This is a genomic window from Sphaerotilus natans (assembly GCF_900156335.1).
Taxonomy (GTDB): Bacteria; Pseudomonadota; Gammaproteobacteria; order Burkholderiales; family Burkholderiaceae_C; genus Sphaerotilus; species Sphaerotilus natans.
The window spans coordinates 171,468-196,240 of sequence record NZ_FTMZ01000003.1; the positions used below are offsets into that span (position 1 = coordinate 171,468).

Here is a 24,773-nt window from a genome sequence, read left to right on the forward strand (position 1 = left end):
CCAGCACAGGCTCTTTGTTTTTCTGAATTCTGTCCTTTCGGTCGCGCGTGGGCGCTGCTGTGTCATTCCACCGAGGTCGCTCCAGCGGCCTGCGGCTTCGGTGGAATGGCATCCCAGCCGCGGTGACCGGGACCCTCACACGGAAACCGCCTCCATGACCCTGTTCAACAAAGTCACCAAGACCTTCACCTGGGGCCAGCACACCGTCACGCTGGAAACCGGCGAGATCTCGCGCCAGGCCTCCGGCGCCGTCATCGTCAACATCGACGACACCGTGGTGCTGGCCACCGTGGTCGGTGCCAAGGGCGCCAAGCCGGGCCAGGACTTCTTCCCGCTGACCGTCGACTACATCGAGAAGACCTACGCCGCCGGCAAGATCCCGGGCAGCTTCTTCAAGCGCGAGGCCAAGCCCTCCGAGCTGGAAGTGCTGACCAGCCGCCTGATCGACCGTCCGCTGCGCCCGCTGTTCCCGGAAGGCTTCTACAACGAGGTGCATGTCGTCGTGCACCTGCTGTCGCTGAATCCGGAAGTCTCGGCCGACATCGCCGCGCTGATCGGCTCGTCGGCCGCGCTGGCGATCTCGGGCATCCCGTTCAACGGCCCGGTCGGCGCCGCGCGCGTGGGCTATGTCAACGGCGAGTACGTGCTCAACCCCGGCCCGACGCAGCTGAAGTCCTCCAAGCTGGACCTGGTCGTCGCCGGCACCGAGGCGGCCGTGCTGATGGTCGAGTCCGAGGCCGACCAGCTGTCGGAAGAAGTGATGCTCGGCGGCGTGAGCTTCGGCCACGCCCAGGCCAAGGTCGCGATCGCCGCGATCAACGATCTGGTGCGTGACGCCGGCAAGCCGGACTGGATCGAGGCCGGCCTGTGGACCCCGCCGGCCAAGAACGAGCCGCTGATCGCCAAGGTCGAGGAATTCGGTCTGGCCAAGATCCAGGCCGCCTACCAGATCCGCTCCAAGCAGGCCCGCACCCAGGCCTGCCGCGCCGCCTACGCCGAGACCAAGGCCGCGCTGAGCGCCGCCGGCGTCGAGTTCGACGGCGTCGAGGTCGACAACCTGCTGTTCGAGCTGGAAGCCAAGACCGTGCGTGGCCAGATCCTGGCCGGCGAGCCGCGCATCGACGGCCGCGACACCCGCACCGTGCGCCCGATCGAGATCCGCACCGGCGTGCTGCCGCGCACCCACGGCTCGGCGCTGTTCACCCGTGGCGAGACGCAGGCGCTGGTCGTCGCGACCCTGGGCACCGACCAGGACGCGCAGCGCATCGATGCACTGGCCGGCGAGTTCCGCGACACCTTCCTGTTCCACTACAACATGCCCCCGTTCGCCACCGGCGAAGTGGGCCGCATGGGCTCGACCAAGCGCCGCGAGACCGGCCACGGCCGCCTGGCCAAGCGCGCGCTGGTGCCGCTGCTGCCGAACAAGGAAGACTTCGCCTACACCATCCGCGTCGTCTCGGAGATCACCGAGTCGAACGGCTCCTCCAGCATGGCCTCGGTCTGCGGCGGCTGCCTGGCGATGATGGACGCCGGCGTGCCGATGAAGGCGCATGTCGCCGGCATCGCGATGGGCCTGATCAAGGAAGGCAACAAGTTCGCCGTCCTGACCGACATCCTGGGCGACGAGGACCACCTCGGCGACATGGACTTCAAGGTGGCCGGCACCACCGCCGGCGTGACCGCGCTGCAGATGGACATCAAGATCCAGGGCATCACCCCGGAAATCATGCAGGTCGCGCTGGCCCAGGCCAAGGAAGCCCGTCTGCACATCCTGGGCAAGATGACCGAGGCCGTGTCGGGCGCCAACACCGAGGTGTCCGAGTTCGCGCCGCGCCTCTACACCATGAAGATCAATCCGGAGAAGATCCGCGACGTGATCGGCAAGGGCGGCTCGGTGATCCGCGCGCTGACCGAGGAGACCGGCTGTCAGATCGACATCGGCGAGGATGGCACCATCACCATCGCCTCGACCGACGCGGTCAAGGCCGAGGAGGCCAAGAAGCGCATCGCCGACATCACCGCCGAGGCCGAGATCGGCAAGGTCTATGAAGGCCCGGTCACCAAGATCCTGGACTTCGGCGCGCTGATCAACATCCTGCCGGGCAAGGATGGCCTGCTGCACATCAGCCAGATCGCCCACCAGCGCGTCGAGAAGGTCACCGACTTCCTGACCGAAGGCCAGATGGTCAAGGTCAAGGTGCTGGAGACCGACGAGAAGGGCCGCATCAAGCTGTCGATGAAGGCGCTGATCGAGCGTCCGGAAGGCATGGAAGAGGAGCGCTTCGAGCGCGCCCCGCGCCGCGAGTACGGCGACCGCCCGGAGCGTGGCGATCGCGGCCCGCGCCGTGACCGTGGCGACCGCGGTGATCGTGGCGACCGCACCGAGCGCCCGCCGCGTGGCGAGCAGTCGGCGGCGCCCGGCGCTGGCGACGAGGTCGCTGACCAGCAGCAACAGCAGCAGCAGTGATGCGCCGCTGAGCTGCAGCGCATGAGCGGACGGAGGACGACACGATGAAGGCCATCGAGATCACGCGCCCCGGCGCCCCCGAGGTGCTGGTGCAGGGCACGCGCCCCGACCCGGTGCCGGGTGCGGGCGAGGTGCTGATCCGCGTGGCCGCCAGCGGCGTCAACCGTCCCGACGTGCTGCAGCGCAGGGGCGCGTATCCGCCGCCGCCGGGTGCCTCCGATCTGCCGGGCCTGGAGGTGGCGGGCGTCATCGTGGACGGCGACGCCGCCGCGATGGCCGCGGCCGGCCTGTCGATCGGCCAGCGCGTGTGCGCGCTGACGCCGGGCGGCGGCTACGCCGAGCTGTGCGTGACGCCGGCGGTGCAGTGCCTGCCGGTGCCGGACGGCCTGTCCGACCTGGAGGCGGCCAGCCTGCCCGAGACCTTCTTCACCGTCTGGTCGAACGTCTTCATGCGCGGCGCGCTGCAGCCCGGCGAGACCTTCCTGGTCCAGGGCGGCACCAGTGGCATCGGCGTGACCGCGATCCAGCTGGCCAAGGTCTTCGGCGCCACGGTCATCGCCACCGCCGGCAGCGACGACAAGTGCCAGGCCTGCCTCGCGCTGGGCGCCGACCATGCGATCAACTACCGCACGGCCGACTTCCAGGCCGAGGCGCTGCGCCTGACCGGCGGTCGGGGCGTGGACGTCATCCTCGACATGGTCGCGGGCGACTATGTCGCGCGCGAGGTCGCCTGTCTGGCCGAGGACGGTCGCCTGGTCATCATCGCGGTGCAGGGCGGCACGAAGGCGCAGCTCGACGCCGGCCTGGTGCTGCGCCGCCGGCTGACGGTGACCGGCTCCACGCTGCGGCCGCGCTCGGTCGCCTTCAAGGGCGAGATCGCCGCGGCGCTGCGCCGCCAGGTCTGGCCGCTGCTGGCGTCCGGTCGCATCCGCCCGGTCATCCATGCGGTGCTGCCGGCGGCCGAGGCCGCCGCCGCCCATGCGCTGATGGAGTCGAACCAGCATGTCGGCAAGATCATGCTGCGCTGGGACACGCTCCCGGCCTGAGGCATTGCGGATTTCTCAACTCGATATCGATAGGGACTGAAGATGACGACACGTCGCAAACTGGTGGTGGGCAACTGGAAGATGCACGGCAGCCATGCCGCCAACGCCGAACTGCTGCAGGGCATCCTGGCCGCGCGTCCGTTCGCGGCCGCCGATGTGGCGGTCTGCGCGCCGTTCCCCTACCTGTCCGAGGTCGCGGTGACGCTGGCCAACAGCGGCGTGGCCTGGGGCGCGCAGGATGTCTCGGCGCACGCGCAGGGCGCCTACACCGGCGAGGTCTCGGCGGCGATGCTGCAGGAATTCGGCTGCCGCTTCGCGATCGTCGGCCACTCGGAGCGTCGCGCCTACCACGGCGAGACCGACCAGCAGGTCGCCGACAAGGCACAGGCCGCACTGTCCAAGGGCCTGACGCCGATCGTCTGCGTCGGCGAGACGCTGGCGCAGCGCGAGGCTGGCGAGACCGAGGCGGTCGTCAAGCGCCAGCTCTCGGCGGTGATCCACACGCTGGGCCAGTGCATCGGCGAGATTGTGGTCGCCTACGAGCCGGTCTGGGCGATCGGCACCGGCCGCACCGCCTCGCCCGAGCAGGCGCAGGCGGTCCATGCGGTGCTGCGCGCTCAGCTTGCAGCAGCCACCGCGCGTGCAGCGGACATGAAGCTGCTCTATGGTGGCAGCGTCAAGCCTGACAACGCCGCGATCCTTTTTTCCCAGGCCGACATCGATGGCGGCCTGATCGGCGGTGCAGCGCTGAAGGCGGCGGATTTCGTCGCCATCGCGCGGGCCGCAGGCTGACAGTCGCGCACGGGGCGCGCTTCAGCGGTCTTTCTCGGAGTCTTCTCGATGCAAGTGATGATGAATATCGTGCTGCTGCTGCAGATGGCGGCGGCGGTGGCGATGATCGGGCTGGTGCTGGTCCAGCAGGGCAAGGGGGCCGACATGGGGGCCTCCTTTGGCGGCGGCGCCTCGGGCAGCCTGTTCGGTGCGACCGGCAGCGCCAACTTCCTGTCGCGCTCGACCGCGATCGCGGCCACGGTGTTCTTCCTGTGCACCCTGGCGCTGGCCTACTTCGGCAACCTGCGTCCGCAAGATTCCGGCAGCAGCATTCTTGACCGGGCTTCGGCGCCGGTGGCGGCCAGCGCGCCGGCCTCCGCGGCTCCGGCTGCTGCACAGATCCCGGGTCTGGTCGCTCCGGCGGCCTCCGTGCCGGCCTCGCGCTGAGCCGCGACCTGCGCCTTCTCGGGAGGGGTGACTGGATTCATCGAAGTGGTGAATTCGATACACACTCTCGAGATCGTCACGGCAAGAGTGGCAGGGGCTTGAGATAAACCCTGAGCCACGCTAGAATTCATGTCTGTGCTGAAGAGCAAACCTCAGGCAAATCAGCTGCAGCAACTGCCAGATAATCCAGCATCTTCTTGATGGATCTTTTGGCAGGATCGTGAAGCACGATCAACAACCCGATGCCGTCGTGGTGAAATTGGTAGACACGCTATCTTGAGGGGGTAGTGGCGAAAGCTGTGCGAGTTCGAGTCTCGCCGACGGCACCATGAATCAAGTGACACGTGGATCGATTCCTCATGCGGCAATCGATCCGGCGCCCTGGCAAAGCACAGGGAACAGGTGGGCGCGCTGAGCATTCGGTAGGGCACTTCGGTGTCTTCCATGACAGCGCGCTTTATTTTTGCCGCACGAGGATCTGCCGAGCCGACCGACATGAACCTGGAACAATATCTCCCCGTCATTCTGTTCATCCTCGTCGGCATCGGTGTCGGCGTCGCGCCCCAGATCCTCGGTGCGCTGCTCGGCCCGCATCGCCCTGACCCGGCCAAGAACTCCCCCTACGAGTGCGGCTTCGAGGCCTTCGAGGATGCGCGCATGAAGTTCGACGTGCGCTACTACCTCGTCGCGATCCTCTTCATCCTGTTCGACCTCGAGATCGCCTTCCTGTTCCCCTGGGCGGTGTCGCTGCGTGAAATCGGCGCGACAGGCTTCTGGGCGATGATGATCTTCCTGGGCATCCTGGTCGTCGGGTTTGTCTACGAATGGAAGAAGGGCGCCCTCGACTGGGAGTGAGTTTTCTCCCGGTCCGACAATCGATCGATCACCGCAAGAGCCACGGAAGAACACGATGGGCATTGAAGGCGTTTTGAAAGAAGGCTTCGTCACGACGAGTGTCGATGCTCTGATCAACTGGTCGAAGACTGGTTCCCTCTGGCCGATGACTTTCGGTCTGGCGTGCTGTGCCGTCGAGATGATGCATGCGGGTGCGTCCCGCTACGACATCGACCGCTTCGGCATGCTGTTCCGGCCCAGTCCGCGCCAGTCCGACCTGATGATCGTGGCCGGCACGCTGTGCAACAAGATGGCGCCGGCGCTGCGCAAGGTCTATGACCAGATGGCCGAGCCGCGCTGGGTGCTGTCGATGGGCTCCTGTGCCAACGGGGGGGGCTACTACCACTACAGCTACTCGGTCGTGCGCGGCTGCGACCGCGTCGTGCCGGTCGACGTCTACGTCCCGGGCTGCCCCCCGACCGCCGAGGCGCTGCTCTACGGCATCCTGCAGCTGCAGGCCAAGATCCGCCGCGAGAACACCATCGCGCGCTGATCGCCAAGGGAAATCGACATGACCCAGAAACTCGACACCCTGCAGGCCGCGCTCGAGCGCATTCTCGGCGACCGCGTGGCCAAGATGGTTCGCGCGCGCGGCGAGCTGACGATGACCGTCAAGGCGGGCGACTACTTCGCCGTCTGCAAGACGCTGCGTGATCACCCGGACCTGGCCTTCGAGCAGCTGATCGACCTGTGCGGCGTGGACTACAGCACCTACCGCGACGGCGAGTACGACGGCCTGCGCTACGCGGTGGTCTCGCACCTGCTGTCGGTCAGCAAGAACTGGCGCCTGCGCATCAAGGTGTTCGCGACCGATGACGACTTCCCGGTCGTGGCCGCGGTCACGCCGCTGTGGACGGCCGCCAACTGGTTCGAGCGCGAGGCCTTCGACCTGTACGGCATCGTCTTCGAAGGCCATGAGGATCTGCGTCGCATCCTGACCGACTACGGCTTCATCGGTCACCCGATGCGCAAGGACTTCCCGGTCACCGGCCATGTCGAGATGCGCTACGACCCCGAGCAGAAGCGCGTGATCTACCAGCCGGTGACGATCGAGCCGCGCGAGATCACCCCGCGCGTCATCCGCGAAGACAACTACGGCGGTCTGCACTGAGCGGCGCGGCACCAGAGGTTTTGAGCCATGGCTGAGATCAAGAACTACACCCTGAACTTCGGTCCGCAGCACCCGGCGGCCCACGGCGTGCTGCGCCTGGTGCTGGAGCTCGACGGCGAAGTCATCCAGCGTGCGGATCCGCACATCGGTCTGCTGCACCGCGCCACCGAGAAGCTGGCCGAGCACAAGACCTTCATCCAGTCGCTGCCGTACATGGACCGTCTCGACTACGTGTCGATGATGTGCAACGAGCATGCGTACTGCCTGGCGATCGAGAAGCTGCTCGGCATCGAGGTGCCGGAACGCGCGCAGTACATCCGCGTGATGTTCAGCGAGATCACCCGCCTGCTGAACCATCTGCTGTGGCTGGGCTGCCACGGCATGGACTGCGGCGCGATGAACATGCTGATCTACTGCTTCCGCGAGCGGGAAGACCTGTTCGACATGTACGAGGCGGTGTCGGGCGCGCGCATGCATGCGGCCTATTTCCGTCCGGGCGGCGTCTACCGCGACCTGCCGGACTCGATGCCGCAGTACAAGGTCAGCAAGATCCGCAACGCCAAGGCGATGGCCAAGCTCAACGAGAACCGCCAGGGCTCGATGCTTGACTTCATCGAGGACTTCGTCCGCCGCTTCCCGAAGCTGGTCGACGAGTACGAGACGCTGCTGACCGACAACCGCATCTGGAAGCAGCGCACCGTCGGCATCGGCGTGGTGAGCCCGGAGCGTGCGCTCAACCTGGGTCTGACCGGCGCGATGCTGCGCGGCTCGGGCATCGCGTGGGATCTGCGCAAGACGCAGCCCTACGATGTCTATGACCGCATGCAGTTCGACATCCCGGTGGGCGTCAACGGCGACACCTACGACCGCTATCTGGTCCGTGTCGAGGAGATGCGCCAGTCGAACCGCATCATCCAGCAGTGCGTGGACTGGCTGCGCAAGAACCCCGGCCCGGTCATCACCGACAACCACAAGGTCGCTCCGCCCTCGCGCGTCGAGATGAAGACCTCGATGGAAGAGCTGATCCACCACTTCAAGCTCTTCTCCGAAGGCTTCCACGTCCCCGAGGGCGAGGCCTACGCGGCGGTCGAGCACCCGAAGGGCGAGTTCGGCATCTATCTGATCAGCGACGGGGCCAACAAGCCCTATCGCATGAAGATCCGCCCGCCCGGCTATGTGCATCTGGCGGCGCTCGACGAGATGTCGCGCGGCCACATGATCGCCGACGCGGTCGCCATCATCGGCACGATGGACGTCGTGTTCGGCGAGATCGACCGCTGAGTCCGAAGATCACTGAAGTCCGCTGAGAACCATCCATGTTCAGTGAAGCCACCCTGGCGCGGTTCGCGCGCGAAGTTGCCAAGTACCCGGCCGAGCAGAAGCAGTCGGCCGTGATGGCGTGTCTGTCGATCGCCCAGCAGGAGCAGGGCTGGGTCTCGCCGGAGGCCGAGAAGGCCATCGCCGACTATCTGGGCATGGCCCCGATCGCGGTGCGCGAGGTCACGACCTTCTACAACATGTACAACCAGCGTCCGGTCGGTCAGTTCAAGCTGAACGTCTGCACCAACCTGCCGTGCCAGCTGCGCGACGGCCAGAAGGCGCTGGAGAAGCTGTGCAAGGAGCTCGGCATCGAGGACGGCGGCACCACGCCCGACGGCGTGTTCACCGTGCAGAAGTGCGAGTGCCTGGGTGCCTGCGCCGACGCGCCGGTGATGCTGGTCAACGATCGCCAGATGCTCAGCTACATGAGCGATGACCGCCTGAAGGAGCTGGTGAAGGTGCTGCGTGCCAGCGCCAAGCCGGCCGCCGCGGCCGCCAAGAAGAACTGAACGGAGTGGACAGGCCATGACGCTCGCGCTCGATCTCTCGAAGTTCCAGGCCACTGGCCTGGAAACCTGTTTCCACGACCGGCACATCAACCCGCAGATCTACGCGGGTCTGGATGGCACGAACTGGCGTCTGAAGGACTATGAAGCCCGGGGCGGCTATCAGGCCCTGAAGAAGATCCTGGGCAAGGACGGCGGCGCCGGTCTGACCCAGGATCAGGTCATTGCCGAGGTCAAGGCCTCCGGCCTGCGCGGCCGGGGCGGTGCGGGCTTCCCGACCGGCCTGAAGTGGAGCTTCATGCCGCGTGCGCTGCCGGTGCAGAAGTACCTGGTCTGCAACACCGACGAAGGTGAGCCGGGGACCTGCAAGGACCGCGACATCATGCGGTACAACCCGCACATCGTCATCGAGGGCATGATCATCGCGGCCTACGCGATGGGCATCTCGGTCGGCTACAACTATGTGCACGGCGAGATCTTCGAGGTCTACGAGCGCTTCGAGGAAGCCCTGGAAGAAGCCCGTGCGGCCGGCTACCTGGGCAACAACATCCTGGGCTCGAGCCACAGCTTCCAGCTGCACGCGCACCACGGCTTCGGCGCCTACATCTGCGGCGAAGAGACCGCGCTGATCGAGTCGATCGAAGGCAAGAAGGGCCAGCCGCGCTTCAAGCCGCCGTTCCCGGCCAGCTTCGGCGTCTACGGCAAGCCGACGACGATCAACAACACCGAGACCTTCGCGGCGGTGCCCTGGATCATCCGCAACGGCGGCCAGGCCTACCTCGAGTGCGGCAAGCCGAACAACGGCGGCACGAAGATCTTCTCGATGGTCGGCGACGTCGAGCGGCCGGGCAACTACGAGATCCCGATGGGCACGCCCTTTGCCAAGCTGCTGGAGCTGGCCGGCGGCGTCAAGGGCGGCAAGAAGCTCAAGGCAGTCATTCCGGGCGGATCGTCCTCGCCGGTGCTGCCGGCCGACATCATGATGGCCTGCACGATGGACTATGACTCCATCAGCAAGGCCGGCTCGATGCTGGGCTCGGGCGCGGTCATCGTGATGGACGAGACCCGCTGCATGGTCAAGAGCCTGCTGCGCCTGTCCTATTTCTATGCGCACGAGTCCTGCGGCCAGTGCACGCCGTGCCGCGAGGGCACCGGCTGGCTGTTCAAGATGGTCGAGCGCATCGAGCACGGTCACGGCCGCCCGGACGATCTGGCGCTGCTCGACAACGTGGCCGAGAACATCATGGGCCGCACCATCTGCGCGCTCGGCGACGCCGCGGCGATGCCGGTGCGCGGCATGCTCAAGCATTTCCGCGACGAGTTTGCCCACCACATCGAACACAAGACCTGCAAGGTCCCGTCGTACATCTGATCTGATCGGGGCAGACGAACATGGTTGAAATCCAACTCGACGGCAAGAAGGTGGAAGTGCCCGAAGGCAGCATGGTGATGCATGCGGCCGAGAAGGCGGGCACGATGATTCCGCACTTCTGCTATCACAAGAAGCTCTCGATCGCGGCCAACTGCCGCATGTGCCTGGTGGACGTGGAGAAGGCTCCGAAGCCGATGCCCGCCTGCGCCACCCCGGTGACGCAGGGCATGATCGTGCGCACCAAGAGCGACAAGGCGATCAAGGCCCAGCAGTCGGTGATGGAGTTCCTCCTCATCAACCACCCGCTGGACTGCCCGATCTGCGACCAGGGCGGCGAATGCCAGCTCCAGGACATGGCGGTCGGCTACGGCAAGGGCGCCTCGCGCTACGAGGAAGAAAAGCGCGTGGTCTTCCACAAGGAGGTCGGCCCGCTGATCTCCATGGAGGAAATGAGCCGCTGCATCCAGTGCACCCGCTGCGTGCGCTTCGGCCAGGAGATCGCCGGCCAGATGGAGCTGGGCATGGTCAACCGGGGCGAGCACTCGGAGATCACCACCTTCGTCAACGGCACGGTCGACTCCGAGCTGTCGGGCAACATGATCGACATCTGCCCGGTCGGCGCGCTCACCAGCAAGCCCTTCCGCTACTCGGCCCGCACCTGGGAGCTGTCGCGTCGCAAGAGCGTCAGCCCGCACGACTCGACCGGCGCGAACCTGATCGTGCAGGTCAAGAACCACAAGGTGCTGCGTGTCGTGCCGCTGGAGAACGACAGCGTCAACGAGTGCTGGATCGCCGATCGCGACCGCTTCAGCTACGAGGCCCTGAACAGCGATGCCCGCCTGACCCAGCCGATGGTCAAGCAGGGCGGTCAGTGGAAGACCGTCGACTGGACGGTCGCGCTGGAATATGTCGCCAACGGCCTGAAGAACATCAAGTCGCAGCACGGTGCCGCCTCGATCGGCGCGCTGGCCTCGGCCACCAGCACCAGCGAGGAGCTCTTCCTGCTGGGCCAGCTGGTGCGCGGCCTGGGCAGCCAGAACATCGATCACCGTCTGCGCCAGAGCGACTTCCGCCTGGAGGCCGGCGCGGTGCGCTGGCTGGGCCTGCCGATCGCCGAGCTGTCGTCGGTCGACCGCGCGCTGGTCATCGGCTCCTTCCTGCGCAAGGACCATCCGCTGTTCGCGCAGCGTCTGCGCCAGGCGGCGCGCCATGGCGCGCAGGTCCTGCGCGTCGGTGCGCAGGCCGAGGACTGGGCGATGCCGGTCGGCGCCGAGATCGTCGCCGCGCCGTCGCAGTGGCTCTCCGTGCTGATCGAGGTCGCCGCCGCGGTGGCCACCGCCAAGGGCGTGACCGCGCCGCTGGCGGTGCAGCCGGGCGCTCAGGCCCAGGCCATCGCCGATGCGCTGCTGTCGGGCTCGAAGAGCGCGGTGCTGCTGGGTCAGGCGGCGTCCGCCCACCCGCAAGCCGCCGAGCTGCTGGCCATCGCCAACTGGATCGCTGCGCAGACCGGTGCGTCCTGCGGCTTCCTGGGTGACGCGGGTAACCAGGTCGGTGCCCAGCTGGTCGGCGCGCTGCCGGGGCAGGGCGGCCTGAACGCCGCCGAAATGCTGGCCAAGCCGCTCAAGGCCTACCTGCTGTTCAACACCGAGCCGGTGCTGGACGCCGCCAACGCCGCCCAGGCCGCCAAGGCGCTGGCCGCGGCCGAGATGGTCGTCGCCTTCAGCCCCTTCCAGGCCAATGTCGAGTTCGCCGACGTGATCCTGCCGATCGCGCCGTTCACCGAGACCGGTGGCAGCTTCGTCAACGCCGAGGGCCGCGTGCAGTCCTTCCACGGCGTGGTGCGTCCGCTGGGTGAGACCCGTCCGGGCTGGAAGGTGCTGCGTGTGCTGGGCAACCTGCTGGGCCTGAACGCCTTCACGCAGGAATCGGTCGAGGACGTGCGCGCCGCCGCTGGCCTGAACGATGCCGCCAAGGTGTCGGCGCGCCTGTCCAACGCCAGCAGCGCCACCCCGCAGCTGGCGGCCTCCGCGCCCGCCGGTCTGCAGCGTCTGGCCAACGTGCCGCTCTACGCCACCGATTCGGTCGTGCGTCGTGCGCCTTCGCTGCAAGCCACCGCCGATGCCGCGGCGCCGCTGCTGGCCATCGGGTCCGCGCTGGCCGCCAAGCTGGGCGTGCAGGCCGGTGCCAAGGTCCGCGTCAAGCAGGGCGAGGCCGCCGTCGTGCTGCCGGTCGCCATCGACGCGACGCTGGCCGCCGACACCGTGCGTGTCAGCGCCGGTGTTCCTGAAACCGCCGCGCTCGGTGCCGTCTTCGGCACCGTGAGCCTCGAGCGCGCCTGAGTCGCCGTCGCAGAAAAGAGCTGATGATGCTGGATACCCTGCAAACCACCGGCGCCGCGACCCTGGGAGGTGCGTGGCCCGTCGTCTGGACCCTGCTGAAGATCGTCGCGGTGCTGCTGCCGCTGCTGGGCTGCGTGGCCTACCTGACGCTGTGGGAGCGCAAGGCCATCGGTCGCACCCAGGTGCGTCCGGGCCCGAACCGCGTCGGTCCGATGGGTCTGCTGACCCCGATCGCCGACGCGGTCAAGCTGATCTTCAAGGAGATCATCGCCCCGACCGCCGCGAACAAGGGCCTGTTCTTCCTCGGCCCGATCATGACCATCATGCCGGCGCTGGCCGCCTGGGCGGTCGTGCCCTTCGGTCCTGAGGTGGCGCTAGCCAATGTCAATGCCGGCCTGCTGTTCCTGATGGCGATCACCTCGCTCGAGGTCTACGGCGTCATCATCGCCGGCTGGGCCTCGAACTCGAAGTACGCCTTCCTGGGCGCGATGCGTGCGTCGGCGCAGATGGTCAGCTATGAAATCGCGATGGGCTTCTGCTTCGTCGTGGTGCTGATGGTCGCCGGAAGCCTGAACATGAGCGACATCGTCGTCAGCCAGACCCAGGGCCAGTTCGCCGACATGGGCCTGAACTTCCTGTCCTGGAACTGGCTGCCGCTGCTGCCGATCTTCGTCATCTACTTCATCTCGGGCTTGGCCGAGACCAACCGCCACCCGTTCGACGTGGTGGAAGGCGAGGCGGAAATCGTCGCCGGTCACATGATCGAGTACTCGGGCATGTCGTTCGCGATGTTCTTCCTGGCCGAGTACGCCAACATGATCCTGGTGTCGATGCTGGCCGTCCTGATGTTCCTGGGTGGCTGGGATGCTCCGCTGAGCTTCCTGTCGTTCATCCCGGGCTGGATCTGGCTGGGCATCAAGACCTTTGTGGTGGTCACGATGTTCCTGTGGGTGCGTGCGACTTTCCCGCGCTACCGCTACGACCAGATCATGCGTCTGGGCTGGAAGATCTTCATTCCGCTCACGCTGGTGTGGCTGGTGGTGGTGGGTCTGTGGATCCAGTCGCCCTGGAACATCTGGAAATAAATCGAGCCAGCAAGGAAGCACACCGTGTCTGCTGTCAAGGATTTCGTCTCCAGCTTCATGCTGCTGGAGCTGCTCAAGGGAATGAAGCTGACGGGCCGTCACTTCTTCCAGAAGACGGTCACCGTCCAGTTCCCGGAAGAGAAGACGCCGCTGAGCCCGCGCTTCCGCGGCCTGCACGCGCTGCGCCGCTACGAGAACGGCGAAGAGCGCTGCATCGCCTGCAAGCTGTGCGAGGCGGTCTGCCCGGCGATGGCCATCACGATCGAGGCCGGCGAGCGCAAGGACGACGGCAGCCGCCGCACCACGCGCTACGACATCGATCTGACCAAGTGCATCTTCTGTGGCTTCTGCGAGGAAAGCTGCCCGGTCGACTCGATCGTCGAGACGCACATCTTCGAATACCACGGCGAAAAGCGCGGCGACCTGTACTTCACGAAGGACATGCTGCTGGCCGTCGGTGATCGGTACGAGAAAGAGATTGCAGCCAACAAGGAGGCGGACGCCAAGTACCGGTAAGCCTTTCCACCCAGACTTCGCTGGTGCCGTCATGGTGACGGTGCCGGGCAAGGCTGGGCCTGCGCCATCGAGTACCCGACATCGACATGGACACGACCACCGCGCTCTTCTACGTCTTCTCCGCCGTGCTGCTGTTCTCGGGCTTCCGGGTCATCACGGCCCGCAGCCCCGTGCATGCGGCGCTCTTCCTCGTGCTGGCCTTCTTCAGCGCCTCGTGCGTCTGGATGCTGCTGCATGCCGAGTTCCTGGCCATCTCCCTGGTCCTGGTGTATGTCGGCGCCGTCATGGTGCTGTTCCTGTTCGTCGTGATGATGCTTGACATCAATCTCGACCTGCTGCGCCAGGGTTTCTGGAAACATTTCCCGGTCGCCGGTCTGGTCGGCGTGATCATCGCGCTGGAAATGGCCTGGGTGCTGCAGCGCGGCTTCAACGTGCCGGATCCGAAGCCGATGCCGGGCGCCGAGACCGTGCCCAACACCAAGCTGCTGGGCATCGAGATCTACACCGACTACCTCTACCCGGTCCAGCTCGCCGCGGTGCTGCTGCTGGTGGCGATGATCGCCGCGGTGGCCCTGACGCTGCGTCGTCGCAAGGACGTGCGCGGCCAGAACCCGTCGGAGCAGGTCAAGGCGAAGAAGGCCGACCGCCTGCGCATCGTCAAGATGGACGCCGTGCGCGAGCTGCCCTCCCAGCCCGCCGCCGAGACGACCGCACCGGCCGCTGACGCCGCGAAAGGAAAGGCATGATCACCCTCGGACACTACCTGACGCTGGGCGCGATCCTGTTCGCGCTGTCGGTGATCGGCATCTTCCTGAACCGCAAGAACCTGATCGTGCTGCTGATGGCCATCGAGCTGATGCTGCTGTCGGTCAACCTGAACTTCGTCGCCTTCTCCCACTACCTGGGTGACATGGCGGGCCAGGTCTTCGTGTTCTTCATCCTGACGGTCGCTGCGGCCGAATCCGCGATCGGTCTGGCCATCCTGGTCGTGCTGTTCCGCAACCGTTCGACCATCAACGTCGACGAGCTCGATTCGCTGAAGGGCTGACGCCAAGGGGAAAACCAGAAAATGTCTCAGCTCTCGCAATCGACACTGCTGGCGGTTCCGCTGGCGCCCCTGGCGGGCGCCATCATCGCCGGCTTCTTCGGCAAGGCCGTGGGTCGCACGGGCTCGCATGTGGCCACCATTCTTGGCGTGCTGGTCGCGCTGATCCTGTCGGTGATGACGCTCATCGACGTGATCGGCGGCGCACGCTTCAACCAGACCATCTATGAGTGGATGGTGCTGGGTGACCTGAAGATGGAAGTCGGCTTCATGGTCGACGGCCTGACGGCGATGATGATGTGCGTGGTGACCTTCGTGTCGCTGATGGTCCACATCTACACCATCGGCTACATGGAAGAGGATCCGGGCTACCAGCGCTTCTTCAGCTACATCTCGCTGTTCACCTTCTCGATGCTCATGCTGGTCATGAGCAACAACTTCCTGCAGCTGTTCTTCGGCTGGGAAGCGGTGGGCCTGGTCTCCTACCTGCTGATCGGCTTCTGGTACAAGAAGCCGACGGCGATCTTCGCCAACATGAAGGCCTTCCTGGTCAACCGGGTCGGCGACTTCGGCTTCATCCTGGGCATCGGCCTGATCGCCGCCTACGCCGGCACGCTGAACTACACCGAGGCCTTCGCGAAGGCCGACGAGTACGCCAAGCTGGGCTTCGCCAATCCTTTCGGCGGTGAGCCGTGGATGCTGATCACCGTGACCTGCATCTGCCTGTTCATCGGCGCGATGGGCAAGTCGGCGCAGTTCCCGCTGCACGTCTGGCTGCCGGACTCGATGGAAGGCCCGACCCCGATCTCGGCGCTGATCCACGCCGCCACCATGGTGACGGCCGGCATCTTCATGGTGACCCGGATGTCGCCGCTGTTCGAGCTGTCGGACACCGCGCTGAACTTCATCCTGGTCATCGGCTCGATCACCGCGCTGTTCATGGGCTTCCTGGGCATCATCCAGAACGACATCAAGCGGGTGGTCGCCTACTCGACGCTGTCGCAGCTGGGCTACATGACGATCGCGCTGGGCGCCTCGGCCTACTCGGTCGCGGTGTTCCACCTGATGACGCACGCGTTCTTCAAGGCGCTGCTGTTCCTCGGTGCCGGCTCGGTCATCATCGGCATGCACCATGACCAGGACATCCGCAACATGGGCGGCCTGCGCAAGTACATGCCCATCACCTGGATCACCTCGCTGCTGGGCAGCCTGGCGCTGATCGGCACGCCGTTCTTCTCGGGTTTCTACTCGAAGGACTCGATCATCCTGGCCCTGGGCGCGAGCAACCTCGCCGCTGCACCGATCGCGCTGACCGCGGCGGTGGCGGGCGTCTTCGTGACCGCCTTCTACTCCTTCCGGATGTACTTCCTGGTCTTCCACGGCAAGGAGCACTTCCATCACAAGCCCTTCCCGGGCGAGCACGACCATCATGACGACGACGGCCATGGTCACGCGCACACGCCGCATGAGTCGCCCTGGGTGGTGACGGTGCCGCTGCTGCTGCTGGCGATCCCGTCGGTGGTGATCGGCTACCTGACGATCGAGCCGCTGCTGTTCGGCGACTTCCTGAAGGATGCCGTCCATGTCGACGCGGCCCGCCATCCGGCGATGGCCAACCTGGCCGAGCATTTCCACGGCGCGGCCGCCATGGCTGCCCACTCGCTGCACACGCTGCCGCTGTGGCTGGCGGTCGGTGGCGTGGTGACCGCCTATGTCTTCTACATGCTGGTGCCGGCGGTTCCTGCCTTCTTCGCCCGTGCGCTTGCGCCGCTGGTGACGCTGATGGAAAACAAGTACTACATGGACTGGATCAACGAGCACATCTTCGCTGCGGGTGCACGCCTGCTGGGTCGCGGCTTGTGGAAGGTGGGTGACGTGACCCTGATCGACGGCGCAGCCGTCAACGGGTCCGCTCGCCTGGTCGGCTGGATCGGCTCGCTGGTGCGACTCCTCCAGACCGGTTACATCTACCACTATGCACTGGTCATGCTTGTCGGCGTCTTCGCGCTGATGACGTGGTTCGTGTGGCTGCATCGCTGAGCGGAGGCACCTGAACATGGCATACCTCTCTCTTGCGATCTGGATCCCGATCGTCTTCGGGATCATCCTGCTGGCCGTCGGCCGCGATGATCAACCCGGCACCGCGCGCTGGATCGCGCTGGTCGGCTCGCTGGTCAGCTTCCTGGTCACGATCCCGGTGATCACCGGCTTCGACAACTCGACGGCTGCGATGCAGTTCGTCGAGAAGATCAGCTGGATTCCGCGCTTCAACGTCAACTACCACCTGGGCGTCGACGGCATCTCGATGTGGTTCGTCCCGCTGACCGCCTTCATCACCGTGCTGGTGGTGGGCGCCGGCTGGGAGGTCATCACCGACCGCGCGCACCAGTACATGGGCGCCTTCCTGATCATGTCCGGCCTGACGGTCGGCGTGTTCTCGGCGGTCGACGGCCTGCTGTTCTACGTCTTCTTCGAGGCGACCCTGATCCCGATGTACATCCTCATCGGCATCTGGGGCGGTCCGCGCCGCGTCTACGCCGCGATCAAGTTCTTCCTGTACACGCTGGCCGGCTCGCTGCTGATGCTGATCGCGCTGATCTACCTGTACTACAAGTCGGGTGGCAGCTTCGACATCCTGACGTGGCACAAGCTGCCGCTGCCGATGGACGTGCAGACGCTGATCTTCTTCGCCTTCTTGGCCGCCTTCGCGGTGAAGGTGCCGATGTGGCCGGTGCACACCTGGCTGCCGGATGCCCACGTCGAGGCGCCCACCGGCGGCTCGATGGTGCTGGCCGCGATCATGCTGAAGCTCGGCGCCTATGGCTTCCTGCGCTTCTCGCTGCCGATCGCCCCGGACGCCTCGCACGAGTGGTCTTGGCTGCTGATCACCATGTCGCTGATCGCCGTCATCTACATCGGTCTGGTGGCGATGGTGCAGAACGACATGAAGAAGCTGGTCGCCTACTCGTCGATCGCTCACATGGGCTTCGTCACGCTGGGCTTCTTCTTCTTCAGCGAGCTGGGCATTTCCGGCGGTCTGGTGCAGATGGTCTCGCACGGCTTCGTGTCGGGCGCGATGTTCTTCTCGATCGGCGTGCTGTACGACCGCGTGCACTCCCGCGAGATCGCCAGCTACGGCGGCGTGGTCAACACGATGCCCAAGTTCGCTGCCTTCGCGGTCTTCTTCGGCATGGCCAATGCCGGTCTGCCGGGCACGGCGGGCTTCATCGGCGAATGGATGGTCATCCTGGGTGCGGTGAAGTACAACTTCTGGATCGGTCTGCTGGCCGCCACCGCGCTGATCTTCGGCGCCGCCTACACGCTGTGGATGGTCAAGCGCGTCTACTTCGGTGATGTCGCCAACGACCATGTCCGCGAGCTGACCGACATCAATGTCCGCGAATTCGCGATTCTGGCGATCCTGGCCCTGTGCACGCTGGGCATGGGCCTGTATCCCAAGCCCTTCACCGACGTGATGCATGTGTCGGTGACCGAGCTGATCCGCCACGTCGGCGTCTCGAAACTGTGATCACGGAGCGCTGCACCCCATGACTGCAATGAACTGGCTCGCGGTGTATCCCGAGATCTTCCTGCTGGTGATGACCTGCGTGGTCGCGCTGGCCGACCTTTTCGTCACCGACCCGAAGCGCACGCCCACCCATGTGCTGACGCTGCTGACGCTGGCCGGCGTCGGCGCGATGCACTGGACCTACATCCAGGACGGCGAGACCCTCTATGCGATGAACCGCATGGTGGTGTCCGATCCGATGGGGCATCTGCTGGCCCTGTTCGCGGTGATCGCGATCGCGGTCACGCTGATCTATGCGCGCCCCTACGCCGAGAGCCGCGAGATGCTCAAGGGCGAGCTGTACTCGCTCAGCCTGTTCTCGCTGCTGGGCATCTCGGTGATGGTGTCGGCCAACAACCTGCTGGTCACCTACATCGGCCTGGAGCTGATGAGCCTGTCGCTGTACGCGCTGGTGGCGCTGCGCCGCGACCACGCCCAGTCGACCGAAGCCGCGATGAAGTACTTCGTGCTCGGCGCGCTGGCCTCCGGTTTCCTGCTCTACGGCATGTCGATGCTGTACGGCGCGACCGGCTCGCTGGACATCGGCACCATCTTCGACGTCATCGCCAAGGGCGAGGCCAACCGTCAGGTGCTGACCTTCGGTCTGGTGTTCATCGTCTCCGGTCTGGCCTTCAAGCTCGGCGCCGTGCCCTTCCACATGTGGGTGCCTGACGTCTACCAGGGTGCGCCGACCGCGGCCACGCTGCTGATCGCCGGTGCGCCGAAGATCGCCTCCTTCGGCATGGCGATGCGCCTGCTGGTCGACGGCATGATGGGCCTGGCCGCCGACTGGCAGCAGATGCTGGGCGTGCTGGCGGTGTGCTCGCTGCTGATCGGCAACCTGGCGGCGATCGCGCAGACCAACCTCAAGCGCATGCTGGCCTACTCGACCATCGCGCAGATGGGCTTCCTGCTGCTGGGCATGATCGCCGGCGTGGTCAACGGCAACACCCTGTCGGCCGCCAACGCCTACAGCTCGTCGCTGTTCTACATCCTGACCTACGTGGTCACGACGCTGGGCACCTTCGGTCTGATCATGCTGCTGGCGCGTCAGGGCTTCGAGGCCGAGGACATCGCCGACCTGGCCGGCCTGCACAAGCGCAGCCCGGTGCTGGCCGCGGTGATGGCGATCTTCCTGTTCTCGCTGGCTGGCGTGCCGCCGATGGTGGGCTTCCATGCCAAGCTGGCGGTGCTGCAGGCGCTGATCTCCACCAACGATCCGGTGCTGATCCAGCTGGCCATCTTCGGTGTGGTGATGTCGCTGATCGGCGCCTTCTACTACATCCGCGTCGTCAAGGTCATGTACTTCGACGAGCCGAAGGACAGCTCGACGATCGTCATCGCCGGCGGTCCGCGCACTGTGCTGTCGCTCAACGGCGCCGCGGTGCTGCTGCTGGGCATCATCCCGGGCGGCCTGATGACGCTGTGCTCGCAGGCCATCGTCAAGTCGCTGGCCGGCTGATCGTCGCTCAGTGCTGACCTGATGGAGTCGCTGGGGTGAGTTCCTCTGCCTCGATCTGGCTGGTGCTGCTGCTTGCAGCAGTGCTGGCCAACCTGCCGTTCGTCACCGAACGGCTTTTTGCATTGGGCCCGCTGCGCGCGCCGAAGGCCTTGGCCTGGCGTCTGCTGGAGCTGCTGCTGCATACCGGGATCGTCATCCTGGTCGGGCGGCTGCTGGAGTCGCGCGCCGGCCAGATGGTGCCGCAGGGCTGGCAGTTCTATGCCGTGCTGCTGTGCCTGATGCTGACGCTGGCCTTTCCCGGCTTCGTCTGGCGCTACCTGCGCCGTCAGCGCTGACACTTCCATGCTCCCTGAATTCGCCGATCTGCCCGAGGGCGACGACCACCTGCGCGAGCAGCGCCTGGACTCGACGCAGGCCCACTCGGGCCGCTTCCTGCAGGTGATGCATGACACGGTGCGCCTGCCCGACGGCTCGGTCTCCTACCGCGAGTACATCGTCCACCCGGGCGCGGTCATGGTGGTGCCGATCCTCGACGACGGCCGCCTGCTGCTCGAGCGCCAGTATCGCTATCCGCACCACCGCGCCTTCATCGAGTTTCCCGCGGGCAAGATCGATGCCGGCGAGGCCGGCATCACCTGCGGCGTGCGCGAGCTGCATGAGGAGACCGGCTGCAGCGCTGCCGAGTGGGCGCTGGCCGGCGAGCTGCGCAACGCGATCGCCTATTCCGACGAGCGCATCGAGATCTGGTTCGCACGCGGCCTGACGGTCGGCGAGCGCCGCCTCGACGAGGGCGAGTTCCTCGATGTCTTTGCCGCCAGCGAGCAGCAGCTCTCCGACTGGGTGCGCGACGGCGAGGTGACCGACGCCAAGACGATGATTGCGCTGCTGTGGATCCAGCAATGGCGCGCCGGCCGCTGGGCCTTGGACTGGCGGCCTGCCGAGGCCTGGAGCCGCGGCCGATAATTCCGGTCCATGAAAGTATTCGATCTGCAGTGCGAGGCCGGGCACGGCTTCGAGGGCTGGTTCGGCTCCGAGGAGGACTACCAGTCCCAGTGCGCGCGCGGCCTGCTGACCTGTCCGCTGTGCGGCAGCGCCGAGGTGGTGCGTCTGCCCTCGGCGCCGCGGCTGAACCTGTCGGCTGCGCGGGCCTCGGCGCCGGCCACACGTTCCGCCGCGCCCGTGCAGGTGCCGGCAGCCCGACCGGTCTCCCATCCCGCGCCGGCGGCCACGCCCGAGCGCCAGCAGGCCGAGGCGATCTTCCTGCAGGCGGTGCGCCATGTGCTGGCGCACACCGAGGATGTCGGTCCGCGCTTCGCCGAGGAGGCCCGGCGCATCCATCACGGCGATGCCGAGGCCCGCGGCATTCGCGGCCAGGCTACGCCCGAGGAGCGCCGCGAGCTGCGCGAGGAGGGCATCGAGGTGCTTGCGCTGCCGGTGCCCGAAGGCCTGGACGGTCCGCTGCAGTAGCCGCCGGCCCGGGCCGCTCGGCGCCTCGCTTCAGTCGGCCGGCAGCATCCGGTCCGGGTTCATCCGGCCCTCGGGGTCGAGCGCCTGCTTGATCGAGCGCATCAGCGCCAGCGCCACCGGCGACTTGCGCCGCTGCAGCTCGTCGCGCTTGAGCCGGCCGATGCCGTGCTCGGCCGAGATCGTGCCGCGGTGCGCCTGCACCGCGTCGTGCACCAGCGTGTTGACGGCATCCTCCTGCTCGGCCAGGAAGCGCTTCGGATCCTCGCCCTCGGGCGCCTGCACGTTGTAGTGCAGGTTGCCGTCGCCGAGGTGGCCGAAGGTGACCGGCCGCACGCCCGGCCAGCGCGTGCGCAGTGCCGCGTCCGTGCGGGCGACGAACTCGGGGATCGCCGACACCGGCAGCCCGATGTCGTGCTTGATGTTGAGCCCCTCGGCCGACTGCGCCGCCGACACCGACTCGCGCAGCTGCCACATCGCGCGCGACTGCGCCAGCGACTGCGCCACCGCCGCATCCTGGATCGTGCCCGCCGACAGCGCCCGCGCCAGCAGCGCCTCGAGCAGGCCCTGCGCATGGGCCTCGCCCTCGCTGTCGGAGAGCTCCATCAGCACCGTCCAGGCACAGGCCGGCAGTGGCTGCGGGATCTGCGGGAAATGCCGCGCCACCAGCGACAGCGCATGCCGGCCGATCACCTCGAAGCCGGTCAGCGCGTCGCCCGCCTGGCCGCGCGCCAGGCGCAGCAGCGCCACGCAGGCTTCCAGCGAGTCGCAGGCCGCCAGCGCGGTGCGGGTGGCCGCCGGCTGCGGCTGCAGCTTCATGACCGCCGCGGTGATCACGCCCAGCGTGCCCTCGCTGCCGATGTAGAGGTGGCGCAGGTCGTAGCCGGTGTTGTCCTTGCGCAGGCCGGAGAGGCCGTCCCAGATCTCGCCGGCGGGCGTGACCACCTCCAGCCCCAGGCAGAGCTCGCGGGCGTTGCCGTGGCGCAGTACCTGGGTGCCGCCGGCATTGGTCGCCAGATTGCCGCCGACGGTGCAGCTGCCCTCCGAGGCCAGGCTCAGGGGCAGCCACAGCCCTGAAGCCTCGGCGGCCTGCTGCGCGGCCTGCAGCACGCAGCCGGCCTCGACCGTCATCGTCAGGTTGGCCGGGTCGATCGCGCGCACCCGATCGAGCCGGCGCAGGCTCAGCAGCAGCTGCGTGCCGCTGGCGTCGGGCACCGAGGCGCCGACCAGGCCGGTGTTGCCGCCCTGCGGCACGACCGCGACGCGGTGCTCGGCGCACAGGCGCATCACCGCGGCGACCTCCTCGGTCGTGCCGGGCCGGGCCACCGCCAGCGCGCGGCCGGGCCAGCGCCGGCGCCAGTCCACTGTCCAGGCCGAGAGATCGCCCTCGCGCAGCACCTGCGCCGCGCCGATCCGCGCGGCCAGGCCTTCGAGGAACTGCGCGGTGTCTGTGCTCATGCGGCAGTCTCTGCGGGTTCTTGCGCAGCCAGCAGGCGGCCGGCCGCCAGCCGGGCCCGCACATGCCAGGCGCAGGCGCCGAACAGCAGCACCGACAGCACGATCTCGGTCAGGGCCAGCGCCGGGCCCCAGCCGCGTTCGCCCAGCACCCGCACGCCGCCCTCGGCCGCGTAGAGCCAGACCGCCAGGCTCAGCCAGCGGTAGGTGTAGAGCCGCATGCGCCACAGGCCGGGCAGGGCCAGCACCAGCGGCAGCACCTTGATCGCCAGCGTGCCGCGCCCGGTCGGGGCCAGCACCAGCTCCCACAGCAGCCCGAGCACGACCAGCGCCAGGCACAGCCCGAAGGTCAGCCAGCGGCTGCGCTGCACCGCAGGCGTGGGCGGGCGCGGCTGGCCGTCGACCGGATCGATCGGGTCGACCGGATGGGCGGCATTCGGGTGGGTGGAGGGGGCGGGAGCGTCGTTCATGTTGGCGGGGATCGTGGTCGTTCCCGGGCGGGCCGGGGGCTTTGGCATGATATCCGTCATGAATATTTCCCGATCGTTCTCCCGATCGCACTGGCCCTGGCGCGAGACCCTGCAGACCCTGCGCCAGCGCTTTCGCGAGGACCGGCTGGGCGTGGCCGCCGGCAGCCTGACCTTCACCACCACCGTCTCGCTGGTGCCGCTGCTGACGGTGGCCTTCGCGATCTTCACCGTCTTCCCGATGTTCGGCAGCCTGCGCAAGGCGCTGGAGCTGTACTTCCTGCAGAACCTGGTGCCCGACGCGATCGCGCGGCCGGTGCTGCAGCAGCTCACGCTGTTCGCCACCAAGGCCAGCCGGGTCGGTGCGGTGGGCCTGGTGGTGCTCTTCTTCACCGCGATCGCGATGCTGCTGACCATCGACCGCTCGCTCAACGCGATCTGGCGGGTGCGCCAGCCCCGGTCGCTGACCCGGCGGGTGCTGGTGTACTGGACCACTGCCACGCTCGGGCCGCTGATGCTGGGCTTCAGCCTGTCGCTGACCTCCTGGGCCCTGACCGCGTCGCGCGATGTGGTCGAGAGCCTGCCGGGCGGAGTGGCGCTGCTGCTGGGGCTGGCCGAACTGCTGCTGATGGCCCTGGGCGCAGCGATGCTGTTCCGCTTCGTGCCCAACACCCAGGTGCGCTGGGCCCATGCCTTGGCCGGCGGGACCTTCGTCGCGGTGGCCTTCGAGATCGCCAAGAAGCTGCTGGCCTGGTACTTGAGCCTGGTGCCGACCTACACCACGATCTACGGCGCCTTCGCGACCCTGCCGATCCTGCTGATCTGGATCTATCTGGGCTGGGTCATCGTGCTGCTTGGCGCGGTGGTGGCGGCCTACATGCCCAGCCTAGACCTGCGGGTGCGTCGGCGCGAGTACCGGCCGGGCTGGCGTTTCGTGCTCGCGCTGGAACTGCTGGGCGAGCTGGCGCAGGCGCGCCAGACGCCTGCGCGCGGCATGGCGCTGGCCGCGCTGTGCGAGCGCCTGCGCCTGGATCCGCTGCAGGCCGAGCCGGTGCTGGAGGTGCTGCAGCGCCTCGACTGGATCGGCCTGCTGGCCGAGGACGGCCAGGCGCGCCATGTGCTGCTCACCGAGCCGGTGACCACGCCCCTGGCGCCGCTGGTCGAGCGGCTGCTGCTGGCCGACGATCCGCTGCTGCTGCCGCTGCAGCAGCGCACCGGTCTGGCCGCGCTCACCCTGGCCGATGCCCTGGTCCGACCCGGGGCGCCTGACCGCCTGGAGCCGGAACATTCCGTGAACTGAAGTCCGGCAGCGCGGACCCGGACATGAGCCGGAGCAGCACCCGGACCCGGCAGGTTTTTGTGGTTTCAGCCGGGGAACCAGCGCCCTAGGCTTGCGCAGTCCTCGCAGCATGCCTGCGAGCATGATTCCTGTTGTTCC

At 67.0% G+C, this 24,773-nt stretch carries 24 protein-coding genes and 1 tRNA gene; 23 read left to right on the forward strand and 2 right to left on the reverse strand.

The genetic code is table 11. From position 1 onward, the window contains the following. Positions 1-154: 154 nt before the first annotated feature. The 22 genes from pnp (at position 155) to BW996_RS04110 (ending at position 21,416) form a co-directional block, all read left to right on the forward strand. The gene (pnp, locus tag BW996_RS04005) at positions 155-2,467 is read left to right on the forward strand and encodes a polyribonucleotide nucleotidyltransferase (RefSeq protein WP_037482748.1); all 2,313 of its coding nucleotides are present in this window, start codon (positions 155-157) and stop codon (positions 2,465-2,467) included. A gap of 44 nt (positions 2,468-2,511) precedes the next feature. Beyond that, complete coding sequence (locus BW996_RS04010; RefSeq protein ID WP_037482746.1) at positions 2,512-3,513, forward strand: NAD(P)H-quinone oxidoreductase; 1,002 nt, start codon at positions 2,512-2,514, stop codon at positions 3,511-3,513. 42 nt (positions 3,514-3,555) lie between these two features. Then, positions 3,556-4,305, forward strand: a complete 750-nt coding sequence (gene tpiA, locus BW996_RS04015) for a triose-phosphate isomerase (RefSeq protein WP_037482745.1) — start codon at positions 3,556-3,558, stop codon at positions 4,303-4,305. Between the two features lie 48 nt (positions 4,306-4,353). Next, on the forward strand, positions 4,354-4,731 hold the full coding sequence (secG, locus tag BW996_RS04020; protein WP_037482743.1) for a preprotein translocase subunit SecG: 378 nt from the start codon (positions 4,354-4,356) through the stop codon (positions 4,729-4,731). A 244-nt stretch (positions 4,732-4,975) separates the two neighbouring features. Beyond that, a tRNA-Leu gene (locus BW996_RS04025) sits at positions 4,976-5,060 on the forward strand. A 166-nt stretch (positions 5,061-5,226) separates the two neighbouring features. After that, positions 5,227-5,586: an NADH-quinone oxidoreductase subunit A gene (locus BW996_RS04030; protein WP_037482741.1), complete on the forward strand. Its 360-nt coding sequence runs from the start codon at positions 5,227-5,229 to the stop codon at positions 5,584-5,586. Between the two features lie 55 nt (positions 5,587-5,641). After that, positions 5,642-6,118, forward strand: coding sequence for a NuoB/complex I 20 kDa subunit family protein (locus BW996_RS04035; protein WP_037482740.1), 477 nt, complete (start codon positions 5,642-5,644; stop codon positions 6,116-6,118). An 18-nt stretch (positions 6,119-6,136) separates the two neighbouring features. After that, on the forward strand, positions 6,137-6,736 hold the full coding sequence (locus tag BW996_RS04040) for an NADH-quinone oxidoreductase subunit C (protein ID WP_037482738.1): 600 nt from the start codon (positions 6,137-6,139) through the stop codon (positions 6,734-6,736). 27 nt (positions 6,737-6,763) lie between these two features. Further along, on the forward strand, positions 6,764-8,017 hold the full coding sequence (locus BW996_RS04045) for an NADH-quinone oxidoreductase subunit D (protein ID WP_037482736.1): 1,254 nt from the start codon (positions 6,764-6,766) through the stop codon (positions 8,015-8,017). 35 nt (positions 8,018-8,052) lie between these two features. Then, a complete protein-coding gene (locus BW996_RS04050) occupies positions 8,053-8,565 on the forward strand; it encodes an NADH-quinone oxidoreductase subunit NuoE family protein (RefSeq protein ID WP_037482734.1) in 513 nt (170 codons plus the stop codon). A gap of 16 nt (positions 8,566-8,581) precedes the next feature. Then, a complete protein-coding gene (gene nuoF, locus BW996_RS04055) occupies positions 8,582-9,934 on the forward strand; it encodes an NADH-quinone oxidoreductase subunit NuoF (RefSeq protein WP_037482731.1) in 1,353 nt (450 codons plus the stop codon). Between the two features lie 20 nt (positions 9,935-9,954). After that, positions 9,955-12,273 (forward strand): NADH-quinone oxidoreductase subunit NuoG, encoded by a 2,319-nt coding sequence (gene nuoG, locus BW996_RS04060; RefSeq protein WP_037482728.1) that lies wholly within the window; start codon positions 9,955-9,957, stop codon positions 12,271-12,273. A 26-nt stretch (positions 12,274-12,299) separates the two neighbouring features. Beyond that, positions 12,300-13,358 (forward strand): NADH-quinone oxidoreductase subunit NuoH, encoded by a 1,059-nt coding sequence (gene nuoH, locus BW996_RS04065; protein ID WP_139330746.1) that lies wholly within the window; start codon positions 12,300-12,302, stop codon positions 13,356-13,358. Positions 13,359-13,382: 24 nt separating this feature from the next. Beyond that, positions 13,383-13,874, forward strand: a complete 492-nt coding sequence (gene nuoI / locus BW996_RS04070; protein WP_256365849.1) for an NADH-quinone oxidoreductase subunit NuoI — start codon at positions 13,383-13,385, stop codon at positions 13,872-13,874. 86 nt (positions 13,875-13,960) lie between these two features. Then, positions 13,961-14,620 carry an NADH-quinone oxidoreductase subunit J gene (locus BW996_RS04075; RefSeq protein ID WP_037482721.1) on the forward strand — a complete coding sequence of 220 codons (660 nt, stop codon included), beginning with the start codon at positions 13,961-13,963 and terminating at the stop codon, positions 14,618-14,620. Continuing rightward, positions 14,617-14,922, forward strand: a complete 306-nt coding sequence (nuoK, locus tag BW996_RS04080; protein ID WP_037482719.1) for an NADH-quinone oxidoreductase subunit NuoK — start codon at positions 14,617-14,619, stop codon at positions 14,920-14,922. The genes BW996_RS04075 and nuoK overlap by 4 nt, the downstream gene beginning before the upstream one ends. 21 nt (positions 14,923-14,943) lie before the next feature. Then, positions 14,944-16,959, forward strand: coding sequence for an NADH-quinone oxidoreductase subunit L (gene nuoL, locus BW996_RS04085; RefSeq protein ID WP_037482717.1), 2,016 nt, complete (start codon positions 14,944-14,946; stop codon positions 16,957-16,959). A gap of 16 nt (positions 16,960-16,975) precedes the next feature. Beyond that, positions 16,976-18,448 (forward strand): NADH-quinone oxidoreductase subunit M, encoded by a 1,473-nt coding sequence (locus BW996_RS04090; protein ID WP_037482715.1) that lies wholly within the window; start codon positions 16,976-16,978, stop codon positions 18,446-18,448. Between the two features lie 19 nt (positions 18,449-18,467). Further along, positions 18,468-19,949 carry an NADH-quinone oxidoreductase subunit NuoN gene (gene nuoN, locus BW996_RS04095; RefSeq protein ID WP_037482711.1) on the forward strand — a complete coding sequence of 494 codons (1,482 nt, stop codon included), beginning with the start codon at positions 18,468-18,470 and terminating at the stop codon, positions 19,947-19,949. 35 nt (positions 19,950-19,984) lie between these two features. Next, positions 19,985-20,284 (forward strand): DUF2818 family protein, encoded by a 300-nt coding sequence (locus tag BW996_RS04100; protein ID WP_037482710.1) that lies wholly within the window; start codon positions 19,985-19,987, stop codon positions 20,282-20,284. Between the two features lie 7 nt (positions 20,285-20,291). Beyond that, entirely contained in the window at positions 20,292-20,912 is a 621-nt protein-coding gene (locus BW996_RS04105; RefSeq protein WP_037482708.1) for an NUDIX domain-containing protein, read from the forward strand. 9 nt (positions 20,913-20,921) lie between these two features. Next, positions 20,922-21,416: a DUF1178 family protein gene (locus tag BW996_RS04110; RefSeq protein ID WP_037482706.1), complete on the forward strand. Its 495-nt coding sequence runs from the start codon at positions 20,922-20,924 to the stop codon at positions 21,414-21,416. 30 nt (positions 21,417-21,446) lie between these two features. On the opposite strand, the gene BW996_RS04115 is transcribed toward BW996_RS04110, so the two are convergent. Further along, on the reverse strand, positions 21,447-22,871 hold the full coding sequence (locus BW996_RS04115) for an FAD-binding oxidoreductase (protein WP_037482704.1): 1,425 nt from the start codon (positions 22,869-22,871) through the stop codon (positions 21,447-21,449). Continuing rightward, entirely contained in the window at positions 22,868-23,338 is a 471-nt protein-coding gene (locus tag BW996_RS04120; RefSeq protein ID WP_081838151.1) for a DUF2069 domain-containing protein, read from the reverse strand. The genes BW996_RS04115 and BW996_RS04120 overlap by 4 nt, the downstream gene beginning before the upstream one ends. A gap of 58 nt (positions 23,339-23,396) precedes the next feature. Here BW996_RS04120 and BW996_RS04125 point away from each other — a divergent pair, with 58 nt between their 5' ends. Further along, positions 23,397-24,635, forward strand: coding sequence for a YihY family inner membrane protein (locus BW996_RS04125; RefSeq protein WP_037482702.1), 1,239 nt, complete (start codon positions 23,397-23,399; stop codon positions 24,633-24,635). Positions 24,636-24,773: the final 138 nt, after the last annotated feature.